This window comes from Streptomyces sp. NBC_01485 (assembly GCF_036227125.1).
GTDB lineage: Bacteria > Actinomycetota > Actinomycetes > Streptomycetales > Streptomycetaceae > Streptomyces.
Map to the genome: position 1 here is coordinate 3,560,943 of NZ_CP109435.1, position 26,281 is coordinate 3,587,223.

General features: G+C 69.9%; 31 protein-coding genes and 1 tRNA gene. 12 read left to right on the forward strand and 20 right to left on the reverse strand.

What is annotated here, in order from left to right:
- Nucleotides 1-39: 39 nt before the first annotated feature.
- Complete coding sequence (locus OG352_RS16330) at nucleotides 40-1,383, reverse strand: DUF445 domain-containing protein (RefSeq protein WP_443072286.1); 1,344 nt, start codon at nucleotides 1,381-1,383, stop codon at nucleotides 40-42.
- Between the two features lie 204 nt (nucleotides 1,384-1,587).
- Between OG352_RS16330 and OG352_RS16335 the strand changes: the two genes are divergently transcribed.
- The gene (locus OG352_RS16335) at nucleotides 1,588-3,012 is read left to right on the forward strand and encodes an SGNH/GDSL hydrolase family protein (protein WP_329217751.1); all 1,425 of its coding nucleotides are present in this window, start codon (nucleotides 1,588-1,590) and stop codon (nucleotides 3,010-3,012) included.
- A gap of 23 nt (nucleotides 3,013-3,035) precedes the next feature.
- Here OG352_RS16335 and OG352_RS16340 read toward each other — a convergent pair whose 3' ends face one another.
- The 4 genes from OG352_RS16340 to OG352_RS16355 all read right to left on the reverse strand — a co-directional run bounded on the left by OG352_RS16340 (nucleotide 3,036) and on the right by OG352_RS16355 (nucleotide 6,811).
- On the reverse strand, nucleotides 3,036-3,893 hold the full coding sequence (locus OG352_RS16340; protein WP_329217753.1) for a DUF1707 SHOCT-like domain-containing protein: 858 nt from the start codon (nucleotides 3,891-3,893) through the stop codon (nucleotides 3,036-3,038).
- Between the two features lie 9 nt (nucleotides 3,894-3,902).
- Nucleotides 3,903-5,000 (reverse strand): ABC transporter ATP-binding protein, encoded by a 1,098-nt coding sequence (locus tag OG352_RS16345; protein ID WP_329223851.1) that lies wholly within the window; start codon nucleotides 4,998-5,000, stop codon nucleotides 3,903-3,905.
- Nucleotides 5,001-5,064: 64 nt separating this feature from the next.
- On the reverse strand, nucleotides 5,065-5,901 hold the full coding sequence (locus OG352_RS16350; RefSeq protein WP_329223852.1) for an ABC transporter permease: 837 nt from the start codon (nucleotides 5,899-5,901) through the stop codon (nucleotides 5,065-5,067).
- Nucleotides 5,902-6,010: 109 nt separating this feature from the next.
- Entirely contained in the window at nucleotides 6,011-6,811 is an 801-nt protein-coding gene (locus OG352_RS16355) for an ABC transporter permease (protein WP_329223853.1), read from the reverse strand.
- A 268-nt stretch (nucleotides 6,812-7,079) separates the two neighbouring features.
- Between OG352_RS16355 and OG352_RS16360 the strand changes: the two genes are divergently transcribed.
- Nucleotides 7,080-9,515: a transglycosylase domain-containing protein gene (locus OG352_RS16360; protein ID WP_329217755.1), complete on the forward strand. Its 2,436-nt coding sequence runs from the start codon at nucleotides 7,080-7,082 to the stop codon at nucleotides 9,513-9,515.
- Nucleotides 9,516-9,620: 105 nt separating this feature from the next.
- On the opposite strand, the gene OG352_RS16365 is transcribed toward OG352_RS16360, so the two are convergent.
- Both OG352_RS16365 and OG352_RS16370 read right to left on the reverse strand, forming a co-directional pair.
- A complete protein-coding gene (locus tag OG352_RS16365) occupies nucleotides 9,621-9,923 on the reverse strand; it encodes a co-chaperone GroES (RefSeq protein WP_443072482.1) in 303 nt (100 codons plus the stop codon).
- 109 nt (nucleotides 9,924-10,032) lie between these two features.
- Entirely contained in the window at nucleotides 10,033-10,362 is a 330-nt protein-coding gene (locus OG352_RS16370; RefSeq protein ID WP_329217758.1) for a DUF3618 domain-containing protein, read from the reverse strand.
- Nucleotides 10,363-10,456: 94 nt separating this feature from the next.
- Between OG352_RS16370 and bcp the strand changes: the two genes are divergently transcribed.
- The 3 genes from bcp (at nucleotide 10,457) to OG352_RS16385 (ending at nucleotide 11,564) form a co-directional block, all read left to right on the forward strand.
- A complete protein-coding gene (bcp, locus tag OG352_RS16375; protein ID WP_329217759.1) occupies nucleotides 10,457-10,924 on the forward strand; it encodes a thioredoxin-dependent thiol peroxidase in 468 nt (155 codons plus the stop codon).
- Nucleotides 10,925-11,067: 143 nt separating this feature from the next.
- A complete protein-coding gene (locus tag OG352_RS16380; RefSeq protein ID WP_329217760.1) occupies nucleotides 11,068-11,262 on the forward strand; it encodes a hypothetical protein in 195 nt (64 codons plus the stop codon).
- A gap of 219 nt (nucleotides 11,263-11,481) precedes the next feature.
- Nucleotides 11,482-11,564, forward strand: a tRNA-Leu gene (locus OG352_RS16385).
- A 65-nt stretch (nucleotides 11,565-11,629) separates the two neighbouring features.
- Here the strand turns inward: OG352_RS16385 and rdgB are convergent.
- From rdgB to OG352_RS16405, 4 genes are all read right to left on the reverse strand, one after another.
- The gene (gene rdgB, locus OG352_RS16390) at nucleotides 11,630-12,232 is read right to left on the reverse strand and encodes an RdgB/HAM1 family non-canonical purine NTP pyrophosphatase (RefSeq protein WP_329217761.1); all 603 of its coding nucleotides are present in this window, start codon (nucleotides 12,230-12,232) and stop codon (nucleotides 11,630-11,632) included.
- 51 nt (nucleotides 12,233-12,283) lie between these two features.
- Nucleotides 12,284-12,700, reverse strand: a complete 417-nt coding sequence (locus OG352_RS16395; protein ID WP_329217763.1) for a hypothetical protein — start codon at nucleotides 12,698-12,700, stop codon at nucleotides 12,284-12,286.
- A 121-nt stretch (nucleotides 12,701-12,821) separates the two neighbouring features.
- The gene (gene rph / locus OG352_RS16400; protein ID WP_329217764.1) at nucleotides 12,822-13,559 is read right to left on the reverse strand and encodes a ribonuclease PH; all 738 of its coding nucleotides are present in this window, start codon (nucleotides 13,557-13,559) and stop codon (nucleotides 12,822-12,824) included.
- Nucleotides 13,560-13,648: 89 nt separating this feature from the next.
- On the reverse strand, nucleotides 13,649-13,882 hold the full coding sequence (locus tag OG352_RS16405; protein ID WP_329217765.1) for a PTS glucose/sucrose transporter subunit IIB: 234 nt from the start codon (nucleotides 13,880-13,882) through the stop codon (nucleotides 13,649-13,651).
- Nucleotides 13,883-14,075: 193 nt separating this feature from the next.
- Here OG352_RS16405 and OG352_RS16410 point away from each other — a divergent pair, with 193 nt between their 5' ends.
- Nucleotides 14,076-15,377 (forward strand): PTS transporter subunit EIIC, encoded by a 1,302-nt coding sequence (locus OG352_RS16410; RefSeq protein ID WP_329217766.1) that lies wholly within the window; start codon nucleotides 14,076-14,078, stop codon nucleotides 15,375-15,377.
- A gap of 90 nt (nucleotides 15,378-15,467) precedes the next feature.
- Nucleotides 15,468-16,721 carry a PTS transporter subunit EIIC gene (locus tag OG352_RS16415; protein WP_329217767.1) on the forward strand — a complete coding sequence of 418 codons (1,254 nt, stop codon included), beginning with the start codon at nucleotides 15,468-15,470 and terminating at the stop codon, nucleotides 16,719-16,721.
- 96 nt (nucleotides 16,722-16,817) lie between these two features.
- Here the strand turns inward: OG352_RS16415 and OG352_RS16420 are convergent, their stop codons facing one another.
- On the reverse strand, nucleotides 16,818-17,570 hold the full coding sequence (locus OG352_RS16420; protein ID WP_329217768.1) for an MBL fold metallo-hydrolase: 753 nt from the start codon (nucleotides 17,568-17,570) through the stop codon (nucleotides 16,818-16,820).
- 284 nt (nucleotides 17,571-17,854) lie between these two features.
- Here OG352_RS16420 and OG352_RS16425 point away from each other — a divergent pair, with 284 nt between their 5' ends.
- The gene (locus OG352_RS16425; RefSeq protein ID WP_329217770.1) at nucleotides 17,855-18,325 is read left to right on the forward strand and encodes a type II toxin-antitoxin system PemK/MazF family toxin; all 471 of its coding nucleotides are present in this window, start codon (nucleotides 17,855-17,857) and stop codon (nucleotides 18,323-18,325) included.
- A 50-nt stretch (nucleotides 18,326-18,375) separates the two neighbouring features.
- Here OG352_RS16425 and OG352_RS16430 read toward each other — a convergent pair whose 3' ends face one another.
- The 6 genes from OG352_RS16430 to OG352_RS16455 all read right to left on the reverse strand — a co-directional run bounded on the left by OG352_RS16430 (nucleotide 18,376) and on the right by OG352_RS16455 (nucleotide 21,488).
- Nucleotides 18,376-19,326 carry a PLP-dependent cysteine synthase family protein gene (locus OG352_RS16430; protein ID WP_329217771.1) on the reverse strand — a complete coding sequence of 317 codons (951 nt, stop codon included), beginning with the start codon at nucleotides 19,324-19,326 and terminating at the stop codon, nucleotides 18,376-18,378.
- A gap of 15 nt (nucleotides 19,327-19,341) precedes the next feature.
- A complete protein-coding gene (locus OG352_RS16435; protein WP_329217772.1) occupies nucleotides 19,342-19,620 on the reverse strand; it encodes a MoaD/ThiS family protein in 279 nt (92 codons plus the stop codon).
- A 142-nt stretch (nucleotides 19,621-19,762) separates the two neighbouring features.
- A complete protein-coding gene (locus OG352_RS16440; protein WP_319180349.1) occupies nucleotides 19,763-19,858 on the reverse strand; it encodes a putative leader peptide in 96 nt (31 codons plus the stop codon).
- A gap of 96 nt (nucleotides 19,859-19,954) precedes the next feature.
- Complete coding sequence (locus tag OG352_RS16445; protein ID WP_329217773.1) at nucleotides 19,955-20,641, reverse strand: DUF899 family protein; 687 nt, start codon at nucleotides 20,639-20,641, stop codon at nucleotides 19,955-19,957.
- Between the two features lie 98 nt (nucleotides 20,642-20,739).
- Nucleotides 20,740-21,063 carry a hypothetical protein gene (locus tag OG352_RS16450; RefSeq protein ID WP_329217774.1) on the reverse strand — a complete coding sequence of 108 codons (324 nt, stop codon included), beginning with the start codon at nucleotides 21,061-21,063 and terminating at the stop codon, nucleotides 20,740-20,742.
- The gene (locus OG352_RS16455; protein ID WP_329217775.1) at nucleotides 21,060-21,488 is read right to left on the reverse strand and encodes an ATP-binding protein; all 429 of its coding nucleotides are present in this window, start codon (nucleotides 21,486-21,488) and stop codon (nucleotides 21,060-21,062) included. The genes OG352_RS16450 and OG352_RS16455 overlap by 4 nt, the downstream gene beginning before the upstream one ends.
- Nucleotides 21,489-21,705: 217 nt before the next feature.
- Between OG352_RS16455 and OG352_RS16460 the strand changes: the two genes are divergently transcribed.
- Both OG352_RS16460 and OG352_RS16465 read left to right on the forward strand, forming a co-directional pair.
- Nucleotides 21,706-22,578 (forward strand): helix-turn-helix domain-containing protein, encoded by an 873-nt coding sequence (locus tag OG352_RS16460; RefSeq protein ID WP_329223854.1) that lies wholly within the window; start codon nucleotides 21,706-21,708, stop codon nucleotides 22,576-22,578.
- 2 nt (nucleotides 22,579-22,580) lie between these two features.
- Entirely contained in the window at nucleotides 22,581-22,814 is a 234-nt protein-coding gene (locus tag OG352_RS16465; protein ID WP_329217776.1) for a DUF397 domain-containing protein, read from the forward strand.
- Nucleotides 22,815-22,977: 163 nt separating this feature from the next.
- Here the strand turns inward: OG352_RS16465 and OG352_RS16470 are convergent, their stop codons facing one another.
- Complete coding sequence (locus tag OG352_RS16470; protein WP_329217777.1) at nucleotides 22,978-23,562, reverse strand: nicotinamidase; 585 nt, start codon at nucleotides 23,560-23,562, stop codon at nucleotides 22,978-22,980.
- A 107-nt stretch (nucleotides 23,563-23,669) separates the two neighbouring features.
- A complete protein-coding gene (locus OG352_RS16475) occupies nucleotides 23,670-25,076 on the reverse strand; it encodes a nicotinate phosphoribosyltransferase (RefSeq protein WP_443072287.1) in 1,407 nt (468 codons plus the stop codon).
- A 65-nt stretch (nucleotides 25,077-25,141) separates the two neighbouring features.
- On the opposite strand from OG352_RS16475, the gene clpS reads away from it, so the two are divergent.
- Both clpS and OG352_RS16485 read left to right on the forward strand, forming a co-directional pair.
- Nucleotides 25,142-25,450 (forward strand): ATP-dependent Clp protease adapter ClpS, encoded by a 309-nt coding sequence (clpS, locus tag OG352_RS16480; protein ID WP_329217778.1) that lies wholly within the window; start codon nucleotides 25,142-25,144, stop codon nucleotides 25,448-25,450.
- A gap of 11 nt (nucleotides 25,451-25,461) precedes the next feature.
- Nucleotides 25,462-26,088, forward strand: coding sequence for a DUF2017 domain-containing protein (locus tag OG352_RS16485; protein WP_329217779.1), 627 nt, complete (start codon nucleotides 25,462-25,464; stop codon nucleotides 26,086-26,088).
- Nucleotides 26,089-26,281: the final 193 nt, after the last annotated feature.

Below are 26,281 nucleotides of genomic sequence, written 5' to 3' on the forward strand. Positions count from 1 at the left end.
CCCGCGCCGGTGAGGTCGGCAAAGGACACGCCGCGCCGCTCACGCCCCCAGCGACCGCGCCACCGTATAGATCACCAGCCCGGCCAGCGAACCCACCACCGTGCCGTTGATCCGGATGAACTGCAGGTCACGGCCGATGTGGGCCTCGATCTTGCGGGTGGTGTGCTCCGCGTCCCAGCCCGCGACCGTGTCGGTGATCAGGGAGGTGATCTCGCGCCGGTACGTCGTCACGACGTGCACCGCCGCGCCCTCGACCCAGCTGTCGACCTTCTCCTGGACCTTGCGCTCCGTGGCCATCCGCGCGCCCAGCGACAGCAGCGAGGCCCGCACGCGCAGCCGCAGCTCGCTGCGCTCGTCCTCCGCCGCCGCGACGATCATGGAGCGGACGGCCGTCCAGGCCGACGCGATCAGGTCCTGGACCTCGCCCCGGCCCAGCACCTCGACCTTGAGCCGCTCCACCCGCGCCCGGGTGTCCGTGTCGGACTGCAGGTCGGAGGCGAAGTCGGTGAGGAAGCGGTCCAGGGCGCCGCGGGCCGGGTGCGAGGGCATGTCCCGCATCTCCGCGCAGAAGCGCAGCAGCTCCTTGTAGACCCGCTCGCCGATCCGCTTGTCGACGAACCGCGGGGTCCAGCCGGGCGCGCCGCCCTCCACCGCGTCCATCACCGAGTCGGCGTGCAGCTCCAGCCAGTCGTGCGCCCGGGTCACCACCAGGTCGACGGCCCGCCGGTGACCGCCGTCCGCGACGACCTTGTCCAGCATCTTCCCGATGCCCGGCGCGATCTCCTGCGCGTCCGCCCGGCGCGTGATCGCCTCCCCCACCACCGCCTGGACGTCCGAGTCGCGCAGCACGGTCAGCGCGCCCCGCAGCGCCGTCGCCAGCTCCGCCGTCACCCGGTCGGCGTGCTCCGGCTCGGCCAGCCACGCGCCCAGCCGGGTGCCGATGCCGACCGAACGCAGCCGCTGCCGTACGACGTCCTCGGAGAGGAAGTTCTCGCCGACGAACTCGCCCAGCGAGACGCCCAGTTGGTCCTTCTTGTTCGGGATGATCGCGGTGTGCGGAATGGGCAGGCCCAGCGGGTGGCGGAAGAGCGCCGTGACCGCGAACCAGTCGGCGAGCGCGCCCACCATGCCCGCCTCCGCGGCCGCCGCCACATAGCCCGCCCAGGCGCCCGCGCCCTCATGGGCGGCCCACTCGGCCAGCACGTACACCACGGCCACGAACAGCAGCAGCCCGGCCGCGGTGATCTTCATCCGGCGCACCCCGCGCTGCCGCTCCTCGTCCGCCGGGGTGAAGGAGTTCATGGCGCGATAGGACGTCGTCCCGTCCGGTGCCGTCGCTTCGCTACGTTCCATTTGCTCCACCCGTTCGGTGATCCCGCACACATTGTCCCTTCCTGACCGACTCCTGGAACAGAACAAGAGTTCCCGGCGTCTCTCAAAACGGGAGATCTACGAGAGCTATCAAGAGATAAACCGCGCTCAAGGGTGAATTCCCGCACCGCTCGGTGAAATTCCGCACCGTTCGGTGAACTCACGCACTGTTCCGGAGCCTCGGGCTCCCCTTCGCCCGAGGAGACACGCACCCGCATGACCAGGCATCACACCGGGGGTGTGGGGGTGTCCCCCACACGGCACTGCGTGCTGCTGTCCGCGATCGCCGCCCTGGTCGTGGCCCTGTCCGCCGCCATATACGCCGGAGCCGGAGCCGCCGCCGACCACGGCCCCGGCCACCGCCGCACCGGGGACACCCTCGCCGCGGCCCCCGGCACCGGTGACGCCGCCCCCGTCTCGACCGGCGTCTGGGTCGGCACCTGGGCCGCCGCCCCGGCCGGCGGGGAACCCGGCACCGAGACCGACGGCATGGCCGGCCGCACGGTCCGCAACGTCGTGCACACCAGCGTCGGCGGCACGAGCGCCCGCGTCACGCTCTCCAACCTCTACGGCACCCGCCCCCTCACCATCACCCACGCCACCCTCGCCGTCGCCGTCGGCACCGGCCACAGCGCGGCCGCCGACCCCGCCACCCTGCGCCGGCTCACCTTCGGCGGCGCCACGACCGTCGTCGTCCCGGCCGGCGGACAGGCCGTCAGCGACGCCACCGCCGTCCCCGTCCCGCCCGACGCCGACGTCCTGGTCAGCACCTACTCCCCCACCTCCGCAGGCCCGGTCACCTTCCACCCGCGCGCCCGGCAGACCAGCTACGTCGCCGACGGCGAGTCCACCGAGGACGTCACCGGCGCCGCGTTCACCGGGACCAGCGCGTACTGGCGCTACCTGACCGCGCTGGACGTGCTCGGCGGCGAGGCCGACGGCACCGTCGTCGCCCTCGGCGACTCCATCACCGACGGCGTCACCTCCACCCCGGGCGCCAACCGCCGCTGGCCCGACGTCCTCGCCGGCCGGCTGCGGGCCATCGCCGCCACCTCCACCTCCACCACCGGCGGCCGGGCCACGCCCCGCTACGGCGTCGTCAACGCGGGCATCAGCGGCAACCGGCTCCTCGTCGACGACCCGCTGCGCGGCCCGGCCGGCCTCGACCGCTTCGAACGGGACGTCCTCGACCGGCCGAACGTGAAGGCCGTCGTCATCGACCTCGGCATCAACGACATCCTGCGCGGCCGGCGGCTCGCCGACCCGCAGGCCGTGGTGGACGGCCTGCGCGGCCTCACCGACCGCGCCCACGCCCACGGCGTCAAGGTCGTCGGCGCCACCCTCACCCCGTTCCGCGGCCACCGCGGCTACACCGGCGCCCGCGAGGCCGTACGGCAGCGCGTCAACGCGGCGATCCGGGCGGGCGGGGTGTACGACACGGTCGTCGACTTCGACAAGGCGCTGCGCGACCCGTACGACCCGCGCGGCCTGCGCGCCGAGTACGACTCGGGCGACCATCTGCACCCCAGCGACCGGGGCTACCGGAAGATGGCCGGGACGGTCGACCTGACGGAGCTGAAGGGCCTGGAGGTCTTGGAGCGCCGGGAGGAGCCGGAGGGGTCGGCGCGCGCCGTGCTGTAGCGGCTGCGCGGTACTACTCGGCGCTACTCCTCGTAGCGCCGTTCCCGCCGCTCCTGCCGTTCCCCCTGAGGCCCGTGTCCGATTCCCCGCAGCAGGTCCTTGTGGCTGTCCAGCATCCGCTGGTGCGCGCCGTGGATCTCGTCCCGGAAGTTGGAGCGCGCTTCGCGCATCTCCGCCTTGCGATCCAGCTTCTCCTGCCGACGCGCCGCCCGCGTCTTCTTGCGCTCCACCCCGACCCCGCCCCAGAAGGCGAACCCGGTGACGACCACCCGCGGCGCCCCCGGGTCTCCCCGGACGCCCGTGTCCCCCTGGTCGAAGCCGCCCATCACGCCGATGCCGCGGACGACCACCTCGACGCCCGGCGGCACGGTGATCTGCACCCCGCCCATGATCGCCACGCAGTTGATCTCGACCTCACCGGCGGCGAAGTCCGCCTCGCGCAGGTCGATCTCCCCGCCGCCCCAGAAGGCGACGCAGGTGAAGCGCCGGGGAACCGTCCAGCGGCCCTTGCGCTGGAAGCCCGACATGACGGCCACGGCCCAGGACGACGTCCCCTCGCCGCCCACGATCCGCCCGGTCCAACTCCCCTCCTCCGACGGCTCCTTGCTCAGCGACACCACCGGCGGCGGCACGACCCCGGCGACCGGCAGGTCCCGGGTGATCGGCGCCAACTCGCCGTACGTGCGCGCCTTGTACGTCTGGTCCAGCCGCTCCTCGAACTCCACCATGTCGAGACGGCCCTCGGCGAGGGCGTCCCGCAGGACCTCGCTGACCCGCTCACGGTCGGCGTCGGAGGCGCGGAGGTCGGAGGGACCCGGGACTGCGTCAGAGGGACCCGGGACCGCGTCGGGGAGACCCGGGACTGCGTCGTCGTCGGTCATGTCAACAGCCTACGAGGTCCCGGCCCCGGGCACTACGGGCTCCCGCCCGACCTCCCGATCGGCCTCACGCCCCGCCTCCCGATCTGCCTCCCTATCGGCTTCCCGCCCGGCCTCCCGATCCGGCGGGGGTTTGGGGGCGTCGCCCATCGAGTACAGCATCTTGGCGATGACGGCCTCGATGTCCGGCTCCCGCACCGACAGGTCGACCAGCGGATACTCCGCCGCGATCCGCGCGACGAGCGGAGCCGCCGACTCCGACGCCGGGAACGCCAGCCACTGGCGCGGACCGTCCACCTTCACCACCCGCGCCGACTCCCCCACTTCGACCGGCGGCAGCTCCCGCGCAAGGTCCACCACCAGGGTCCGCTCGCTCTCCCCCGCCTCGTGCAGCCCGGCCAGCGCACCGTCGTAGACCAGACGGCCGTGGTCGATGACCATCACCCGGGAACACAACTGCTCGATGTCCTGGAGGTCGTGCGTGGTGAGCAGCACCGTCGTGCCGCGCTCGGTGTTCAGCTCCCGCAGGAACTCCCGCACCCGCGACTTGGAGACCACGTCCAGGCCGATCGTCGGCTCGTCGAGGTAGAGCACCTCGGGATCGTGCAGCAGCGCCGCCGCGATGTCGCCGCGCATCCGCTGGCCGAGCGACAGTTGGCGTACGGGGACGTCCAACAGGGCGGACAGATCGAGGAGTTCGACCAGCCGGTCGAGGTTCTCGCGGTAACGGCCGTCCGGGATGCGGTACATGCGGTGCATCAGCCGGTAGGAGTCGATGAGCGGGAGGTCCCACCAGAGGGTCGTCCGCTGACCGAACACGACCCCCATACGGTGCGCCAGACGCGTCCGCTCGCGGGACGGGTCGATGCCCGCGACCCGCACCCGGCCGCCGCTCGGGGTCAGGATCCCCGTCAGCATCTTGATCGTCGTCGACTTCCCGGCGCCGTTCGGCCCGATGTAGCCGACCATCTCGCCGCGCGCCACGGTGAAGGAGATCGAGTCGACCGCCCGCACCTGCCGCGTCTCCCGCTTCAGGAAGCCGGTCTTCCGGCGCACGTCGAAGACCTTCTCGACGCGGTCCAGCTCGATGAACCCCATGTCGTATCCCATGTCGAACCCCGTATCGAATCCCGTGTCGGATCCCACGTCGAACCCCGTGCCGGTCACGCTCAACTCAACTCCCCGTACTCCGATACGACCTGAGCCCCGCCCGCCACGCCAGCCCCGCCAGCGCACAGCACGCCACCGCCACCAGCGGCGGCGCGAACGCCGCCCACGCGGGCAGTCCCAGCGGGTACGGCCGCCCCAACACATAGGCGGCGGGCACCCAGTTGACGAAGGCCAGCGGAAAGATGAAAGTCACCCCGCGCACCAGTTCCTGGCCGAACACCGTCGGCGGGTACTGCAACATCGTCTGGCCGCCGTACGTGAACGCCGCCTGCGCCTCCGACGCGTCCTGCGCCGCGAACTGGAACGCGGCGCCCGCCACGAACACCGCGCCGAAGATCCCCGCACCGCTGACCACCGTCAACGGCAGCAGCAGCACCTTCACCGGCGTCCACGCGACGTCCATCGTCAGCAGCGCGTACCCCAGCACCAGCGCCCCCTGGGTGATCCGGGCGACCCGGCGCAGCGCGAACCGGTCCGCGGCGATCTGGGCCAGCACCGGCGCCGGCCGCACCAGCAGCGTGTCGAGCGTGCCGTCGCGCACCCGCCGGCCCAGCCGGTCCATCGAACCGATCACCAGGTCCGCGATGCCGAACGCGGTGGCCGAGAGACCGTAGAGGAAGGCGACCTCCGGCAGCGTGTAGCCGCCGAGCGCGTCCACCTGCGAGAACATCAGCAAGATCGCGACAAAGTCCAGCCCGGTCACCAGCAGCCCGCCGAACGCCGTCAGCACGAACGACAGCCGGTAGGCCAGCGTGGACCGGATCCACATCCCGGAGATCAGCCGGTAGGCCCGCAGCCCCTCCAGCACCCGGCTGTCCCCCATGGCCCGGCTGTCCCCCATGGCCCGGCTGTCCCCCATGGCCCGGGTGTCCCCCATGGCCCGGTCGCCCTCCGGCACCCGGTCTCCCTCCAGGCCCCGGCCGCCCTCCAGCACCCGCTCGCCCTCGCCCTCACCCACCCTGGACCACCACCCGTCGGGTCGCCGCGCCCTGCACCAGCCGCCCCAGCGCCAGCAGCGCCACCGCCCACGCCGCCTGGAACGCGAAGACCGGCAGCGGATCGGCCTCCCCCATCAGCAGGTCCGCCGGCATCTGCAGCAGCGCCGCCCACGGCAGCGCCTGTACGACGTCGCCGAGCGCCCCCGGGAACGCGTTCAGCGGCAGCGCCATCCCGCCGCAGAACATGCCCGTGACCATCAGCATCTGCAACGCGCCCGTGCCGTCCAGCAGCCAGAACCCGCTCATCGCCACCAGGAACCGGATCGCGAAACTGACCACCATCGCCAGCACGATCGCCACCAGCAGCGCCAGCCACACCACCGGATCGTCCGGCAGCGCCGTCGGGAACAGCAGCGTCCCGACCGCGAACGGAATCACCCCCCGCCCGATCAACTGGAACAGCGCCCGCCCCAAGTCCCCTGCCAGCCACCACAGTTGGAGGTCGGCCGGCCGGTACAGGTCGATGGCGACGTCGCCCGTGCGAATACGCTCCATGAGGTCGGTCTCGAAACCGCCGCCCTGGATCGCCAGCGTCGCGTACAGCGCCTGCCCCAGCCACACATAGGTGACCGCCTGTGCCTGGTCGTAGCCCCCGAGGTGCGGCCGCTCGTCCCACAACGCCAGGTATGTGTAGACGAGGATCAGGCCGAAAACGGTGTTGGTGAACACCCCCGCCGCCGTGGCCACCCGGTAGGTCGCGTACCTTCTGAAACCCCCCGCCGCGACGGCCGCGTACAACCGCGCCGATCCCAAGGCAACCTTCTTCCTCGCCCGATTGTCACCCTTGGTGCGCTTCGGCACCGAAACGCACGAGCCTAGTGCGCCGACCCGGTCGCGTGCCACGCGTTTTCCGGGCACGGCGTGTGACGGAACGCGCGCCGATTGCCGGGAACGGAACGCTCGGTGCGAGAGTCTTCAGCAGGGGGCGCAGAACGCGTACGAGGCGTAAGAGACGTACGGGGCGTAAGAGGCGTTACAGGCGTACGGGAACGTACGACGCGACACAGGAGTCCTGCAGCACATGAGTGACGAGCCACAGCCGAAGCAGCCGCCCGAGGGCTGGGCAGCACCAGGAAAGCCCGAGGCGGGTGACGGAGGAAGTGGCGAGGGAGGCAACGGCGGCCAGGAGGGCAAGAAGGTGAAGCGGCCCAAGCGCACCGGCTGGCGCCGGCTCCTGCCGACCTGGCGGATGGTGCTCGCCGTGTTCGTCCTCGGCGTCGCGGTGATCGTCGGCCTGTTCTTCGTCGGCTACTCGAAGGTCAAGATCCCGCCGGCCAACGCGCTCGCCACCAAGCAGTCCAACGTCTACCTCTACGCCGACGGCACCGAGATCGCCCGCGACGGCACCGTCAACCGCGAGAACGTCAGCCTCGCGCAGATCTCCAAGGACGCCCAGCACGCCGTCCTCGCCGCCGAGGACCGCGACTTCTACACCGAGTCCGCCATCGACCCCAAGGCGATGCTCCGGGCCGGCTGGAACACCGCGACCGGCAAGGGCAAGCAGTCCGGCTCGACGATCACCCAGCAGTACGTGAAGAACTACTACCTCGCGCAGGAACAGACCGCCACCCGCAAGGTGAAGGAGTTCTTCATCTCGATCAAGCTGGACCGCGAGAAGTCCAAGGACGCCATCCTCGAGGGCTACCTCAACACCAGCTACTTCGGCCGCAACGCCTACGGCATGCAGGCCGCCGCCAAGGCCTACTACGGCGTAGACGCCACCGAGCTCACCCCCGCCCAGGGCGCCTACCTCGCCGCCCTGGTCAACGCGCCCAGCGAGTACGACATCATCGCCCACCCCGAGAACAAGGCCGCCGCCCAGGCGCGCTGGAACTACGTCCTCGACGGCATGGTCACGAAGGGCTGGCTCAGCCAGGCCAAGCGGACCGGCATGAAGTTCCCCACGCCCAAGGAGACCTCCGGCGCCGACACCGGCATGTCCGGTCAGCGCGGCTACCTCGTCACGGCGATCAAGGACTACCTGAAGGACAACAAGATCGTCACCTCCGACGAGCTGGAGGCGGGCGGCTACCGCATCACCACCACCCTGGACAAGGCCAAGCAGGACGCCTTCGTCGACGCCGTCAACGACAAGCTGATGGCCAAGCTCGACCCGAAGGAACGCAAGGTCGACTCCTACGTCCGCGCGGGCGGCGCCGCCGTGGATCCCAGGACCGGCGAGGTCCTCGCCCTGTACGGCGGCATCGACTACATCAAGCAGTACACCAACAACGCCACCCGCCGGGACTTCCAGGTCGGCTCCACCTTCAAGCCGTTCGTGTTCACCTCGGCCGTGGAGAACGACTCCACCACCCAGGACAACCGCACCATCACCCCGAACACGGTCTACGACGGCACCAACAAGCGCCCCATCCAGGGCTGGTCCGGCGGCGCCTACGCCCCCGAGAACGAGGACTACGTCGACTACGGCGACATCAACGTGCGCACCGCCACCGACAAGTCGGTCAACTCGGTGTACGCGCAGATGGCCGTCGACGTCGGCCCGACCAAGGTCAAGCAGACCGCGATCGCCCTCGGCCTGCCGACCGGCACCCCCGACCTCCAGCCCTACCCCTCCATCGCCCTCGGCACGGCCAACGCCAGCGTCCTGGACATGGCCGAGGCGTACGCCACCCTCGCCAACCACGGCAAGCACGGCGTGTACACACTGATCGGCAAGGTCACCAAGGACGGCTCCGACGTCATGGAGCTGCCCGGCCGGAAGGCCTCGCAGGTCGTCAGCCGCAAGGCCGCCGACACCACGACGTCGATCCTGCGCAGCGTCGTCGAGAACGGCACCGCCACCGCCGCCCAGGCCGCCGACCGCCCCGCCGCCGGCAAGACCGGCACCGCCGAGGAGGACCAGGCCGCCTGGTTCGCCGGCTACACCCCCGACCTGGCCACCGTCGTCGCGGTCATGGGCCAGGACCCGGAGACCGCCCACCACAAGTCCCTCAAGGGCGTCATGGGCCTGGACCGCATCAACGGCGGCGGCGCGCCCACCGAGATCTGGGCCCAGTTCACCAAGACGGCCCTGAAGGGCACCCCCGTCAAGGACTTCGACCTCGAGATCCAGTCGGGCGGCGAGGAGACCGTCTCCCCCTCGTCCCCGTCCTCCTCCGAGGACGAGCCCACCGCCGAGGAGACCGGCGGCGGCGCGCCGAGCGACACCGGCACCCCGGGCCAGGCGCAGGGCCAGACCCAGGGCCAGACGAACGGCGGCACCACCACCGGCGGCACGACCGGGGACGCGACCGGCGGGACGACGACGGGCGGCACCCCCACCACCGACGGCGGCACGACGGGCCAGACCACGGACGGCGGCACGACCGACGGCGGCACGACGGACGGGGGAACGACCGACGGCGGCACCACCACCGACGGCGCCACCGGAGACCCGGGCAACTCGGTGGGAACGACAGCGGGCCCCCAACTCACGGGCACGGGCTGGGACTGACCGATACCGGTATCCCGATCGGGCAGCGGAAAGGGCCGGTGACGATGGTCACCGGCCCTTTCGGCTGTTCTGTCGTTCTCTGGTCTGGTCTACAGGTAGAGGGTTCTACAGGTAGAGGCCGGTGGTGTCCTCGGACCCCTCGAACCGGTCGGCCGCCACCGCGTGCAGATCCCGCTCCCGCATCAGCACGTACGCGACGCCCCGCACCTCGACCTCCGCGCGGTCCTCCGGGTCGTACAGCACCCGGTCCCGCGGCTCCACGGTCCGTACGTTCTGCCCCACCGCGACGACCACCGCCCAGGCCAGCCGGCGGCCGACGGCCGCGGTGGCGGGAATGAGGATGCCGCCACCGGAACGCCGCTCGCCCTCGCCGGCCTCCTGCCGCACGAGCACACGGTCGTGCAGCATGCGGATGGGCAGCTTGTCGTGCTCGGGACCGTGGTCGTTTCTGTTGGCGCTCACACCACTGAACCTACCTGCCCGAAGCGGCTCCGTGAGCGCGCGGGGGTCGGCGTGATCAGCCCTTGCGCCGCCGTCCGCCGAGGACGAGCAGCCCCACGACCCCGACGACGACGAGCGCGACCGGCACGACCCGCTCGAGTCGAGGCGCACCGTCTTCATCGACGAACTGGGCCTTCACCTCGCTCACCACCCGGTTGGCCTGGACGTAGGCCTTCCCGAGGGTGTGATCGACGTTGGCGACGACCTTGGCCCTGGCGTCCCCGACGATGGTCTTCGGGTGCACCCGCACCCCGATCTCGTCCAGCGTCTCCGCCAGCACCTCGCGGCGGGCCCTGATGTCCGCCTCGATCTGCGCCGGGGTTCTGGTGTCCGACGTCTCCGCCACGGTAAGGCCTCCGAAGTCAGCTGTGTCTTGTTCCGGACAGTCTGTCAGCTCCGCCCGTCGCCGCACGGTCAGGACCCCCGGTTACGCTGGCCCGATGAGCGAGCGACTCCAGCCCGGGGACGTGGCCCCGGCCTTCACCCTCCCCGACGCCGACGGCAACGAGGTGTCCCTGTCGGACCACAAGGGCCGCAAGGTCATCGTCTACTTCTACCCGGCCGCCCTGACCCCCGGCTGCACGAAGCAGGCCTGCGACTTCACCGACAACCTCGACCTGCTGACCGGCGCCGGGTACGACGTCATCGGCATCTCCCCCGACACCCCCGAGAAGCTGGGCAAGTTCCGCGACAAGGAGTCCCTGAAGGTCACCCTCCTGGCCGACCCCGACAAGACCGCCCTCGACGCGTACGCCGCCTTCGGCGAGAAGAAGAACTACGGCAAGACGTACCTGGGCGTCATCCGCTCCACGTTCGTCGTCGACGAACAGGGCAAGATCGAACACGCCCTGTACAACGTCCGAGCAACCGGCCACGTCGCCAAAATCATCAAGGACCTGGGCATCTGACCCCCTGCCTCCACCGACGAGCGGCCCGTCCCGGGGTGTCCCGGGGCGGGCCGCTTCACGTTCCGGGCGCGACTGTCCGATAAACGGTTCGTTACTCCGCACGAGACCACGAACGGGTGGTCGGGGACGGAGGGGGCAGGAACGTGCGGAAGACAGCCGAACGATCGGACGCATACAGCAAGGAAAGGCTCACGCCGCAGGTCGCCGAGGCGCGCAACTGGGTCGATCTGATGCGGCGGCTCGGTCTCGAGCCGAGTGGCGGCCAACGGCGGGTGTTGCAGGCGCACGTCACACGCCACGCACTCGATACGAGCCGATTCACCAAGCGCAGCCCATGACGTAAATATCCTGACGCCGCTATCGCGGAAGCTGCCGCCTCGTCGTCCTCTCTACGGGAAACTGGCGGGACAATCGCGAAGCGAACCTGCGTTACTTGTGCCCCAATCGCCATGCGCTGACGGAGACGTGGTGCCGGCGGAAAGAGAGAACGCCGCTCGCCGGATAGGCGCGGATCCCCGTACACTTGCAGGCACCCGTCGCTCGACGACGGGCGGCCAGCGGCCTTGGCGGAACGGCAGACGCCTCGCGTTTAGGGCGCGATGGGAGAAATCCCGTGAGGGTTCGAATCCCTCAGGCCGCACTTACCTTCACTGGCAAGGTCCGGCGTGCGACTTCCGCAATCCGGACCTTGCTGGTGGGTAGTCCTCAGCCCAACAGTTCCCGCACCACCGGCACCAGTCCCCGGAACGCCTTGCCGCGGTGGCTGATCGCGTTTTTCTCGGCTGCCGTCAGTTCCGCGCAGGTGCGCGTCTCGCCGTCCGGCTGGAGGATCGGGTCGTAGCCGAAGCCGTTCGTGCCGGTGGGGGTGTGGCGGAGTGTGCCGTGCAGCCGGCCCTCGACGACTCGCTCCGTGCCGTCCGGGAGGGCCAGGGCCGCCGCGCAGGCGAAGTGGGCGGCGCGGTGGTCGTCCGCGATGTCGGAGAGCTGGGCGAGGAGCAGGTCCAGGTTCGCCCGGTCGTCGCCGTGGGTGCCCGACCAGCGGGCGGAGAAGATGCCGGGGGCGCCGTTCAGAACGTCCACGCAGAGGCCCGAGTCGTCGGCGACCGCCGGGAGGCCCGTCGCGCGGGCCAGGGCGTGGGCTTTGAGGAGGGCGTTCTCGGCGAACGTCACGCCCGTTTCCTTGACGTCGGGGACGTCGGGGTAGGCGTCCGCGCCGACGAGGTCGTGGGGCAGGCCTGCGTCGGCGAGGATCGCCCTGAGTTCGGTGATCTTTCCGGCGTTGCGGGTGGCGAGGATCAGGCGGGTCATGGGGTTCAGTATCCCCAGTTCCCCCGGCGTCTCTTACGGGTCTTACGGGTCTTACGGGGTGCAGACCTTCGTCAGTTCGCCCGCCGCGTCCGTGACCGGGCTGAGGTCGGGGGTGTTGTCGCCGGCCTTGACGGCCGTACGGACGTTGCCGACGGCCGTCTGGAGGTCGTCCACCGCCTTGTTGACGTCGGTGTTGTCCGTCTTGTCGCCTATCTTGTCGAGGCTGTTCTCGATGGAGGTCAGCGACGCCTCCGTCTGCGTGGGGTCGTTCGCGGCGTTCTCCACGGCCTGCTGGAGGTCGGTGACGCTGTCGGCGATGGAGTCGGCGGTCTGGACGCAGTCCAGGGCCTTGTTGACTGCGTCGCAGCCGGTCGTCGTCAGCCCCAGGGTGAGGGCGACGGCCACCGTGGCGGTGGCGATGACGGTACGACGACGCCGGTGCGGGCGTCGGCTGGCGGCCGTGGACATAACGGTGTTCCTCCCTTGCCAGGCCCAGGAGGCCCCGGTGACGCGCTGCGCCGTGTACTGCCCAAGACGCCGGGACGGGCGGGCCGGTTGCTCGCGCCCGCCGCCCCTCTTGGTGTTCCCTTTACTTTTCCAGGACCGTATCAAGTGCCGTGCGCTGCACGACAGTCAGTTCCGCGCAGCCGGAAACGGCCAGGTCCAGCAGGGAGTTGAGCTCGTCGCGGGCGAACGGCTCGGCCTCGGCGGTGCCTTGGACCTCGACGAAGCGGCCGTCGCCGGTGCAGACGACGTTCATGTCGGTCTCGGCGCGGACGTCCTCCTCGTAGCAGAGGTCCAGGAGCGGGACTCCGCCCACGATGCCGACCGACACCGCGGACACCGTGCCGGTGAGCGGCTGGCGGCCGGCCTTGATCAGCTTCCGGCCCTGCCCCCAGGTGATCGCGTCCGCGAGGGCCACGTACGCGCCGGTGATGGCGGCCGTGCGGGTGCCGCCGTCGGCCTGGAGGACGTCGCAGTCGAGGACGATGGTGTTCTCGCCCAGCGCCTTGTAGTCGATGACCGCGCGCAGGGAGCGGCCGATGAGGCGGGAGATCTCGTGGGTGCGGCCGCCGATCTTGCCGCGGACGGACTCGCGGTCGCCGCGGGAGTTGGTGGCGCGCGGAAGCATGGAGTACTCCGCGGTGACCCAGCCCTCACCGCTGCCCTTGCGCCAGCGCGGGACGCCTTCGGTGAAGGAGGCGGTGCAGAAGACCTTCGTGTCGCCGAAGGAGACGAGGACGGAGCCCTCGGCGTGCTTGCTCCAGCCACGTTCGATGGTGACGGGGCGGAGCTGTTCGGGGGTGCGGCCGTCGATTCGAGACATGGCGCTGAGCCTAGCCGTAGCAGCGCGGGGGGCTCCTCCCACAGTGGGAAGAGCCCCTGAAGAGTGAGCGCGCGGGCTCGTCTCTCAGCTCACATCATGTCCTCGATCTCCGCGGCGATCGGGTCGGCGTCGGTGCCGATGACGACCTGGATCGCGGTGCCCATCTTGACGACGCCGTGGGCGCCGGCGGCCTTCAGGGCGGCTTCGTCGACCAGCGAGGCGTTGACGACCTCGGTGCGCAGCCGGGTGATGCAGCCTTCGATCTCTTCGATGTTGTCGAGGCCGCCGAGCCCGGCGACGATCTTCTCAGCCTTGGTGGCCATGTTCCGTCTCCCTGAATTCCCGAGTTCCCTGATGCGACCCGCGCTACGAATCATGATTCGAACCGCTTTGTCGCAGTAACCCACAGTTGGCCCAACTTCGCGAGCGATTGCGGTGCGTGTACCGAAGGATGACCTCACAGCAGCCCAATCGTCCGTAGCTGGTCTACACCACCTGACAGGCGGTCGCCAAACGATGAGTGCCGAGAGCGCCGAGACCGAGATCAGTCCCGCCCGCCGGCGCTGGCACGGCATGTTCCAGGGCATGCAGAAGATGGGGCGCAGTCTGCAGTTGCCGATCGCGGTGCTGCCGGCCGCGGGGATCCTCAACCGGCTTGGCCAGCCTGATGTGTTCGGGGACGAAGGGCTCGGCTGGACGAACGTCTCCAAGGTGATGGCCAGCGCGGGCGGGGCGCTGCTCAACGCCGAGTTGGGGCTGCCGATGCTGTTCTGCGTGGGCGTGGCCATCGGCATGGCGAAGAAGGCGGACGGTTCCACGGCGTTGGCGGCGGTCGCGGGGTTCCTCGTCTACTACAACGTGCTGCGCCAGTTCCCGAAGGACTGTCCCGCCGGGTCGAAGGCCATTCCCAACATCGGTTGCCTGGCGACCGTCGACCAGACGGTGGTGGCGTTCACCTTCCAGAATCCGGGGGTGTTCGGCGGGATCGTGATGGGGCTGCTGTCGGCGTTCTTCTGGCAGCGTTATCACCGTACGAAGCTGGTGGACTGGCTGGGCTTCTTCAACGGGCGCCGGCTGGTGCCGATCATCATGGCGTTCGTGGCGATCGTGTTCGCCGCGCTGTGTCTGTGGGTCTGGCCGCCGATCGGCGACGCGCTGGAGAGCTTCAGCGACTGGCTCGACCGGCTGGACGCGTGGGGCGCGGGCGTCTTCGGCGTCGCGAACCGGGTGCTGCTCGTGGTGGGGCTGCATCAGTTCCTGAACGTGCCCATCTGGTTCCAGTTCGGCAGCTACACGAAGCCGGACGGCACGGTGGTGCACGGCGACATCAACATGTTCCTGGCGGGCGACCCGGCGGCGGGTCAGTTCACGTCCGGTTTCTTCCCGATCATGATGTTCGCGCTGCCGGCCGCCGCCCTCGCCATCACGCACTGCGCGCGGCCGGAACGCCGTGCGGAGATCGGCGGTCTGATGCTCTCCGTCGCGCTGACGTCGTTCGTCACGGGCATCACCGAGCCGATCGAGTACTCGTTCCTGTTCGTCGCGCCCGCGCTGTACGCGGTGCACGCGGTGCTGACGGGAGCGTCGATGGCGGTGACGTGGGCGCTCGGCGTGCACGACGGCTTCAGTTTCTCGGCCGGGCTCATCGACTACGTCATCAACTGGAACCTGGCGACGAAGCCGTGGGCGATCATCCCGATCGGCCTGTGTTTCGCCGCCGTCTACTACGTGATCTTCCGTTTCGCGATCACGAAGTTCGACCTGAAGACGCCGGGGCGGGAGCCGGAGGACGAGCGGGAGGACGTCACCAAGGCATAGGCCACCAGTGGGTTCCTTATGCCGCCTTCATCGTGCTAGAACATGGTCTACACCACTGAGTGGTGTAGACCACCACGATGGAGGAAGTCTATGAGCACCGCCACCGCGCCCACGGCGGCCCCCACGAAGAAGCGGGGATCCGGTCTGTTCCAGGGCCTGCAGAAGGTCGGCCGCAGCCTGCAGCTCCCGATCGCCGTGCTGCCGGCGGCGGGCATCCTGCTGCGACTCGGCCAGCCCGACGTCTTCGGCAAGGACGGCCTCGGCTGGAACAAGGTCGCGGCCGTGTTCTCGACCGCGGGCGACGCCGTCTTCGCGAACCTGCCGCTGCTGTTCTGCGTCGGCATCGCCATCGGCTTCGCCAAGAAGGCCGACGGCTCGACCGCCCTCGCCGCGCTGGTGGGCTTCCTCGTCTACAAGAACGTCCTGACCGCGTTCCCCATCAGCGACGCGAAGATAACCAAGGGCGCGGACGTGGCCGCCACCTATAACGACCCCAAGGTCTTCGGCGGCATCATCATGGGCCTGATAGCCGCGGTCACCTGGCAGCGCTTCCACCGCACCAAGCTCCCCGACTGGCTGGGCTTCTTCAACGGCCGCCGGCTGGTCCCGATCCTGATGGCCTTCATCGGCACCGGCGTCGGTGTCTTCTTCGGCCTGGTGTGGGAGCCCGTCGGCGACGTCATCACCAACTTCGGCGAGTGGATGACCGGCCTCGGCGCGGTGGGCGCGGGCATCTTCGGCGCCGTCAACCGCGCGCTGCTCCCCGTGGGCATGCACCAGTTCGTCAACACGGTGGCCTGGCAGGAGATCGGCACCTTCAAGGACTCCTCCGGTGCCGTCTGGCACGGTGACCTCCCGCGCTTCTTCCACGGCGACCCGACCGCCGGCCAGTTCATGACCGGCTTCTTCCCGATCATGATGTTCGCGCTCCCGGCCGCCGCCCTCGCCATCACGCACACCGCCCGGCCCGAGCGCCGCAAGGCCGTCGGCGGCATGATGCTCTCGCTCGCGCTGACCTCGTTCGTCACCGGCATCACCGAGCCGATCGAGTTCGCGTTCATGTTCATCGCGCCCGCGCTGTACGTCATCCACGCGGTGCTGACGGCACTGTCCATGGCCGTCACCTGGGCCCTGGGCGTCCACCACGGCTTCAGCTTCTCGGCCGGCGCGATCGACTACTTCCTCAACTGGAACCTGGCCACCAAGCCCTGGATGATCATCCCGGTCGGCCTGGCGTTCGCGGCGATCTACTACGGCGTCTTCCGCTTCGCCATCGTCAGGTGGAACCTCGCCACCCCGGGCCGCGAGCCCGAGGAAGAGGTCGAGGACCTCACCAAGGCGTAGCCGTACACAGCCGCACAGCCGATGCACATGCGAAGGCCCCCGGAGCCCTGAACTGCTCCGGGGGCCTTCGCATGGCCCGGCGTGACCTGGTCCGGCCTAGATCTCGTACGTCGCCCGCGGTGCCGCCAGTTCCACCGGGCCGTCGAACACCGCTCGGGCGTCGGCCAGGTTGACCTGGGGGTCGGTCCACGGCGGGATGTGGGTCAGCACGAGCTTGCGGGCGCCCGCCCTGCTCGCCGTCTCGCCCGCCTCGCGGCCGTTGAGGTGCAGGTCGGGGATGTTCTCCTTGCCGTGCGTGAAGGCGGCCTCGCACAGGAACAGGTCGGTGTCGCGGGCGAGTTCCTCCAGCGCGGGGCTGACGCCGGTGTCGCCGGAGTACGTCAGCGACCTGCCGCCGTGTTCGACGCGGATGCCGTACGCCTCCACCGGGTGCGCCACGCGTTCCGTGTGCACGGTGAACGGGCCGACGTCGAAGGTGGACGGCTTGACCGTGTGGAAGTCGAAGACCTCGCTCATGGAGGACGCCGAGGGCGTGTCGGCGTAGGCCGTGGTCAGGCGGTGCTCCGTGCCCTCCGGGCCGTAGACCGGGAGCGGGTCGCAGCGCCCGCCGTCGTGCCGGTAGTAGCGCGCGACGAAGTACGCGCACATGTCGATGCAGTGGTCGGCGTGCAGATGACTCAGGAAGATCGCGTCGAGGTCGTAGAGACCGCAGTGGCGCTGCAGCTCGCCCAGGGCGCCGTTGCCCATGTCGAGAAGCAGCCGGAAGCCGTCGGCCTCGATGAGGTAGCTCGAGCAGGCCGATTCCGCGGATGGGAACGACCCCGAGCAGCCGACGACGGTGAGCTTCATGAAACAGAAACCTCCGCTGGCGGGAAACCCGGAAGTACCGAGAAAGTACCGGGAAGGATCCGGGGGACGGGTCGTGGAAAACGAATGATCGTCGAACGGGGCGACGGGTGTCGTCAGGTGTCGTGCGGTCCGTCGAGCGTAAGGCGCGAAACCCCGGGTCGCTCCTCCGCCAGGGGCCGTTGTGGGCGAACTCACCTGTGGTGTCACCGGTTCGGCTGGACCGGGGGCGTGTGGGGTATGTGAGAGGGCGCGCGTTGGTTGTCGCGCGCCGGTAACGTCGTCGTATGGACACGTCCTGGTGGCTCGCGCTCGCGGCGGTGGTACTGCTGGCGCTCGTCGCCACGCTCGTGGACGGCTGGGGGCGGGGGCGTCGGCCGCAGGGGCGGCGGACGCGTCCGCCGGGCCGGGGGCCGGGCCGGTCGACTCAGAAGTACGGCCTCGCCGGGCATCCGCAGCCCGCCGAGATCTGGTGGGCGAACGTGCCGTTCGAGGACGGGCCGGGGACGAAGGACCGGCCGTGTCTGGTGCTGATGGTGCGCGGGGATCGGGTCACCGTCGCGAAGATCACCAGCAAGTACCACGACGAGCGGGCCGGGGTGATCCCGCTGCCGCCGGGCGCCGTCGGGGACGCGCAGGGGCGGCCGAGTTTCCTGGAGACGGACGAGCTGCGCCAGGTCCGGGTGCGGGACTTCCGGCGCCGGGTGGGTGTGGTGGACCCGGTCCTGTGGGACCAGGTCCGTCACCTGGCTACCTGAAGCCCCGCGCCGCCCTGCGCCGTAGGAACTGCTGTGCGCCGTAGGAGCCGCTACGCCCAGAGCTGGCCGTGGAGGGTCTCGATCGCTTCCTCCGTCGTGGCCGCCGTGTAGACGCCCGTCGAGAGGTACTTCCAGCCGCCGTCCGCCACGAGGAACGCGATGTCGGCGCTCTCCCCCGCCTTCAGCGCCTTCCTGCCGACGCCGATCGCGGCGTGCAGGGCCGCGCCGGTGGAGACGCCCGCGAAGATGCCCTCCTGCTGGAGGAGTTCCCGGGTACGCGTCACCGCGTCCGCCGAGCCGACGGAGAAGCGGGTGGTGAGGACGGAGGCGTCGTAGAGCTCGGGTACGAAGCCCTCGTCGAGGTTGCGCAGGCCGTACACCAGGTCGTCGTAGCGCGGCTCGGCGGCGACGATCTTCACGTCCGGCTTGTGCTCGCGGAGGTAGCGGCCGACGCCCATGAGGGTGCCGGTGGTGCCGAGCCCGGCCACGAAGTGGGTGATCGACGGGAGGTCGGCGAGGATCTCCGGGCCGGTCGTCGCGTAGTGGGCGCCGGCGTTGTCGGGGTTGCCGTACTGGTAGAGCATCACCCAGTCGGGGTGCTCGGCGGCGAGCTCCTTGGCGACGCGGACGGCGGTGTTGGAGCCGCCCGCTGCGGGGCTGGGGATGATCTCGGCGCCCCACATGGCGAGCAGCTCACGGCGTTCCTGCGAGGTGTTCTCGGGCATCACGCACACCATGCGGTAGCCCTTGAGCCTGGCCGCCATGGCGAGGGAGATGCCGGTGTTGCCGGAGGTCGGCTCCAGGATGGTGCAGCCGGGGGTGAGGCGGCCGTCCTTCTCCGCCTGCTCGACCATGTGCAGGGCGGGGCGGTCCTTGACCGAGCCGGTGGGGTTGCGGTCCTCCAGCTTCGCCCAGATGCGGACGTCGGAGGACGGCGAGAGCCGCGGCAGGCGCACCAGAGGGGTGTTGCCCACCGCGGCCAGCGGGGAGTCGTAACGCATCGCCGGTCTGCCGGCCTAGGCCATGCCGCCGGCCACGGCCGGCAGGATGGTCACGGTGTCGCCGTCGGTCAGCTTGGTGTCGATGCCGTCGACGAAGCGGACGTCCTCGTCGTTCAGGTACACGTTGACGAAGCGGCGCAGCTTGCCGTCGTCCACGATGCGGGCGTGCATTCCCGCATGCCGGGTCTCGAGGTCGGTGAACAGGTCGGCGAGGGTCTCACCGCTGCCCTCCACCGCCTTCTGACCGTCGGTGTACTGGCGGAGGATGGTCGGGATGCGGACCTCGATGGCCATGGGGCAGGGCTCCTGTCGGGAGGAAGGTGCGGTGCGGTGGTGCGGTGCGGTTGTGCGGTGCAGTGGTGCGGGCAGCGCCGGATACAGCGGGAACATGCTGGTGAGCGCCGCGGCTCACGGCCGTACGGCGGCAGGGGCGGCGTCAACAGATGGCGCTGGCGAGCCTGCACAGGTCGACGTGCAGCCGCGCCACGAGCAGTGCGCCCGGCGTCTTCTCGCTCACGTCATGGGAAACCATGGGCTCATCGTATCGATTCCCGGTCCGCGTCCTGGAGTGTGATTCCACATGGTGGACGTATTCGGGTCGGGGAGTGAGACCAGCGGCCGCAGGCGGTCAGTACTCCAGGGTCGGGTACCAGTCGCCCCGGCCCCGCGGCGTCAGGTCGAGGAGGTGCCAGACGGGGGCCAGCAGGTCGATGCCGCGCTCGCCGATGTCGTCGGCCATGCGGGGGTGGGCGGAGTAGCGGTGGCGGACCGTGCCGTCGGCGTCGCGGGTGAGGACGGAGACGGTGGAGTCCTGGGCGCCGTCCGCGTCCTCGCTGCCCAGGTCGTACTTGAACGTACTGTCGCCGCAGCTCAGCAGCCGCAGCCGGTGCCAGCCCCGGGTGCGGGCGTGGCGGCGCAGGGCGGGCGGGTCGGCGGCGGCCACGACGACGAGGTCGGCGTTGCGGGCCACGTGGTGCGCGACGCCGTTGAAGCCGTCGAGCCACAGGGTGCACATCGGGCACGGGTCGGTCTGCGCCTTGCCGTACATGAGGTGGTAGACGATCAGCGGGCGGTCGGGCGCGGTGAAGAGTCCGCTCAGGGCGACCTCGCGGAGCGGGCTGTCGCCTGCGTCGAGATCGGCGGGGCCCTCGACGAAGGTGTAGTCGTCGAGGGTCGGCCCGGGCGGGAGCGCCCGCCGCAGCGCCGCGACCCGCTCATCGTGCCGCATGAGATCGATCTCGGCGAGACGCAGCTCTTCCCGAGCGTCGAGATACACCGCCGATTCCCCGACCAGCCGGACCTGCCGCCGCACCATCGCGCCCTCCAGGGTGACTGTCCCCCTGCCGCACCGTCTTTCGCACGTCTTTCGAGCATAGGGCGGGGTTGGACGACCGGCTTCCCGGAGAGCTCCACTCATCGCTGGTCCTGGACGTAGGAGCGGACCAGGGCAGCGGTTTCGAGTGGTCGGTGCGTCTCCTCACGGGCGGCGCGGGCGGTCGGTGACCGCCAGCAGGGTTCCTCGGGCAGGGGCGGCAGCATCCACCCCTCGTCGCGGGCCCGTTGCGCGCTTTTGCTCCAGCGGCGCCAGCGGGCGTTGCAGGGGGAGGGGAGAGGGGAGACGTACGGGTCGTGGACGTGGACGCGTGGGGTCTGGGGCAGAGCGTGTGGGTCTCGCCAGGGCGGCTCGGGCTTGCGCATGCCCAGCCGGGCGAGCAGCCGGCCGATGAGGTGCTTCACCGTCGCGGGGCGCTGAGGGCGGTGAGGGTCTTCTCGGCCCACACGGTCTTTCCGACGGCTTCCCCGGTGACGCCCCAGGTGCAGGTGAGGGCGTCGACGAGGAAGAGGCCCCGGCCGTTGTCCTCGTCGCCGTCGGCCTTGCGGAGCTGCGGCATCCTGTCGCTCTGCGTGTCGCGGACCTCGACACGGAGGAGGTCGCCGGTCCTCCCGATGGTCAGCCGGACCTGTCGGCCGGACGTCCCGGGGACGCGGCCGTGGGTGACGGCATTGGTCATCAACTCGTCTACGACGAGGACGAGTTCGTCGGCGAAGTCGTCGGTGTCGGGGATGCCGCAGGCGGTGAGGAAGGCGCGGCAGTCGGTCCGGGCACGGCCCACGGACCGCTTCGTGGTGGGGTATTTGTAGCTGGCGAACGTTTCAGGCATGGCTGACATCCCCTCGGAGGGCACGGCAGGGCGGTTGGTGATCGTCCGATGACGGACGGTTGAGTACAAGGTTGTAGCCTTGAGCAGTCGAGCACAACCTTGTACGTGAGATTCGCCCTTTCGAGTGGTTGCCCGGCGGTATGGTGTTTGGGCGTTCCGGCAGCCTGCTATCGCTGGTCAGACCAGGAAAGGGGGTCAACTCATGGCAACGCGCCGGATGTTGCAGCCAACTGCCCGTCAGGTTCGGCTGGGGTCCATCCTTCGAGGCATGCGGGACGAAGGGCCGCACGGCAGTCAGGGTGCCATCTGTAGTGAACTCGGCTGGCCGGAGTCCAAGTTGAGCCGTGTCGAATCGGGACGGTTGGGGATCAGCGAGAGCGACTTGGAGCTGTTGCTCGACCGGTACGACGTCAAGGACCGGAGCCTGCGCGGTTACGTCGTCGACCTGCGTCGGCGAGGCAACATCCGCGGCTGGGAGACCCGCGTTCGCTCGGAGGTGAGTGCACCGTATGCCGACTTCATCGGTTACGAGTCAGATGCCGCCGAGATGTATAACGCCCAAACGACGCTGATCCCAGGGCTGTTGCAGACACGCGACTACGCGGCGGCTGTTATTGGTCAACAGACCCCGGATATGTCCGAGGGTGAGCGCCATGAGCGACTTGATATCCGCGACAAGCGGCGCGAGGTGTTCGACCGTCCACATTCTCTGGTCTTCTGGGGCGTCATCTCCGAGTCGGTCTTCCGGCATGTCATCGGCGGGCCCGAGGTGATGGCCCGCCAGCTCGAATACTTGCTCAGCCAGGCCAAGGACTACCCGAGCACGATCAACATCCACGTGCTGCCGGAGGAGTCGGAGTCGCACGGAGCCCTGTTCGGCCCGTTCGTCGTCCTCTCGTTTCCCCAACGCTGGGAGCCGGACATCGTCTACCTGGAGGGTTTCACCAGCACCAAGTTCCTGGAGGACACGGAGCAGGTGCAGGAGTACAGCAGGCTGTTCAGGCGCTTGATGATGACGGACTCGCTCCGAGGGCCGGAGTCGCTGACGCTGATCGAGCGTTACCTCGATGATTACCGCAAGGATGGATAGGAATGTCGCACTACATAATCGCGGACGCTTCTACGATAAATGTCTCGTGGCATAAATCTTCGGCTTCCGGAGCCAATGGCGACTGCGTCGAACTCGCGCACTACCAAGGCGTCATCGCGGTCCGGGACAGCAAGGTGCCCCGCGGTCCGGCGATCCTCTACCCCCGCGCCGGAATCACCGCCCTGATCGCCGGAATCAAGGCAGGCGAGTTCGACCGCTTCACCCACGACCGCTGACGAGACACCCCACCGAACGCGGCTTCTCCCGCGGTGCGGCTCTCTGCCCCGCGCCCGCCCCGAGGGGTAGTCCGCCCAGAAAGGTGACACTTCGGTGCGCGAGTGTCACCTTTCCGCAGCTCACCTACCGGGAACCCGGCACCCGCCGACGAGGCGGGCTTGGTCAGACAACCGGCTTCCCCGTGAGTGTCACGCCCGCTCCCCGCAGTTCCTCCAGCGCCCGGTCCGTGGTCTCCTTCGCGACGCCCGCCGTGAGGTCCAGGAGGACCTGGGTGCGGAAGCCCTCGGTGGCCGCGTCCAGCGCGGTGGCGCGTACGCAGTGGTCGGTGGCGATGCCTACGACGTCCACCTCGTCGATCTGGCGGGCGCGCAGCCAGTCGCCCAGTCTGACGCCGTTCTCGTCGGCGCCCTCGAAGCCGCTGTAGGCGGCGGCGTAGTCGCCCTTGCTGAAGACGGCGTCGACGGCGCCGGAGGCGACCGCCGGGGCGAAGTTGGGGTGGAAGCCGACACCCTCGGTACCGGCGACGCAGTGCGCGGGCCAGGAGTGGATGTAGTCGGGGTTGTCGGCGAAGTGGCCGCCGGGGGCGATGTGGTGGTCGCGGGTGGCCACGACGTGCCGGTATCCGGCGGGGGCCTGCCCGATCAGCTCGGTGATCGCGGCGGCCACGTCGGCACCGCCGGACACCGCGAGACTGCCCCCCTCGCAGAAGTCGTTCTGCACGTCTACGACGATCAAGGCGCGGCGCATGGGCGGTGTCCTTCGACTGGGGGTGAAGTAATTGAGCCTAGAGACTTTGTCGGTCGTGCGGGAGAGGGCGTCGCCCGCTGTGCCCCGGTGTGCCCCGGTCGGGCACCTCAGTTACCCGGGTTACCCGAGCGGGCCTGTACATACTCCGTGGGGATGACGGGTTCGCCCCGGGACAGCTGGGTCGCGGAGAGCGGGAGGTGGGCGCGGGACGCCGTATGACGGTCGCGGACGACGTCCAGGGGCTCGCGGGCGACGACCTCGCCGCCCTTGACCAGCTCGACGAGCAGTTGGTGGTCGGCCAGCTCGGCGGGGACGGCCCCGGTGCCGACGACCTCGGCCTCCGCGACGCCGTACGCGTCGGGCCGGCGCGCCGCCCACTTGCGGCCGCCGACGGAGGTCTTGCCGCCGGACGACTTCTTCGCCACCGAGACCAGCGGGGCCTTCGGGTCGGCGGACTCGGCGCGGGCGACCAGCTTGTAGACCATCGAGCAGGTCGGGTGCCCGGAGCCGGTCACCAGTTGGGTGCCGACGCCGTACGCGTCCACGGGCGCCGCGGCCAGTGAGGCGATCGCGTACTCGTCGAGGTCGGAGGTGACGATGATGCGGGTCTCGGTCGCGCCGAGCGCGTCGAGCTGCTGGCGTACCCGGTGGGCCACGAGGAGCAGGTCGCCGGAGTCGATGCGGACCGCGCCCAGCTCGGGGCCGGCCACCTCCACCGCCGTACGGACGGCCTCGGCGACGTCGTACGTGTCGACGAGCAGGGTGGTGCCCCGGCCGAGCGAGTCGACCTGGGCCCGGAAGGCGTCCCGTTCGCTGTCGTGCAGCAGGGTGAAGGCGTGGGCGCTGGTGCCCACGGTGGGGATGCCGTAGCGGAAGCCTGCGGCGAGGTCGGAGGTGGTGGTGAAGCCGCCGACGTACGCGGCGCGGGAGGCGGCGACCGCGGCCAGCTCGTGGGTGCGGCGGGCGCCCATCTCGACCAGCGGGCGCCCGCCGGCGGCGGAGGACATGCGGGAGGCGGCGGCCGCGATCGCGGAGTCGTGGTTGAGGATGGAGAGGATCACCGTCTCCAGGAGCACGCACTCGGCGAAGGAGCCCTCGACCCGCATGATCGGCGAGCCCGGGAAGTAGACCTCGCCCTCCGGGTAGCCCCAGATGTCACCCGAGAAGCGGTATCCGGCGAGCCACTGCGAGGTCTCCTCGTCGACGATGCCGCGCTCGCGCAGGAAACCGAGGACGGCCGCGTCGAAGCGGAAGTTCTCGACGGCGTCCAGGACCCGCCCGGTGCCCGCGACGACGCCGTAGCGCCGCCCCTCCGGCAGTCGCCGGGTGAAGACCTCGAACACGCTGCGCCGCTCGGCCGTGCCCGCTTTCAGGGCGGCCTGCACCATCGTGAGTTCGTACTGGTCCGTGAAGAGCGCCGTCGACGGAACGCCCACCCGTCGCCCACCACCACCCTTCTGAGGAAGCGCTTCGCGCCTTTCTTCTTGTGGCAGCCCGAGGTCCGCTGTGTTCATGGCAACGCATCGTACTCCCTTCTCGTCGGTGTGACGATTTCCGGGAAGCGTGGCAGCATGGGGCTGTGACGTCACCCGCTCCCCTTGAGATCGAACGCACCGAGTCGGCGGAGGAGGTCTTCGCCGTACCCGAGCCGGACGTCCCCTGGGTCACGATCGTCCACAACGACCCGGTCAACCTCATGAGCTATGTGACGTACGTCTTCCAGACGTACTTCGGCTACTCCAAGGACAAGGCCACCAAGCTCATGCTCGACGTCCACCACAAGGGCCGGGCGGTCGTCTCCAGCGGCAGTCGCGAGGAGATGGAACGCGACGTGCAGGCCATGCACGGCTACGGCCTGTGGGCCACCCTCCAGCAGGACCGGAAGTAGCCTCCCCTCATATGCCTGGACACTTCGAACCGATTCCCGGCGGCGGCGCGGCCGTCGCGCTCGACGACGTCGAGATCTCCATCATCCGGTCGCTGGCCGTGCAGCTCCTGGAGCTGATCGGCCCCGGCCCCGCCGAGGACGCGCCCGACGACCCGCTCGCCGAGCTCTTCGCCGAGGGGCCGAGCGAGCCCCCGGCCGACCCGGTGCTGCGCCGGCTCTTCCCGGACGCCTACACCGACCCGGAGGGCACCCCGGGGCCGAAGCGGGCCGACGAGCAGAAGGCGCACTCCGCCGAGTTCCGCCGCTTCACCGAGAACGACCTGCGGGCCGGCAAGCGCGAGAACGCCCTCGCGGTGGTCCGCTCGCTGGACGCGCTGGCCGCCGAGACGGCCGGTGCGGGCGGGGCTGCCGGTGCGGGCGGGGCGGTGCTGAAGCTGACGCCGCAGGAGTCCCAGCAGTGGCTGCGCGCGCTCAACGACCTGCGGCTCGCGATCGGCGCCCGGCTGGAGATCACCGACGAGGACGACACCGATCTCCTCTACCGGCTGCCGGACGAGGACCCGCGCAAGCCGATGGTGATGGCGTACCTGTGGCTGGGCGGGCTTCAGGAGACGCTCGTGACGACCCTCCTGCCGTGACCCTCCGCCCCTGACCCTCACCCTGACCCCTTATGCCGTGATCTGTGGCGGTTCGGCGTTCGCTCAGCGGACGCTCAAATCGGGATAACGATCCCATTACCCCGGCGGCCTGTTATGCCGTTCCGGGGTGCGCTTTGTCCGCTTCTTCCTGTGGTGTGCGCCACTTGTTCCGCCGGTGATCAGTCCGTGACGA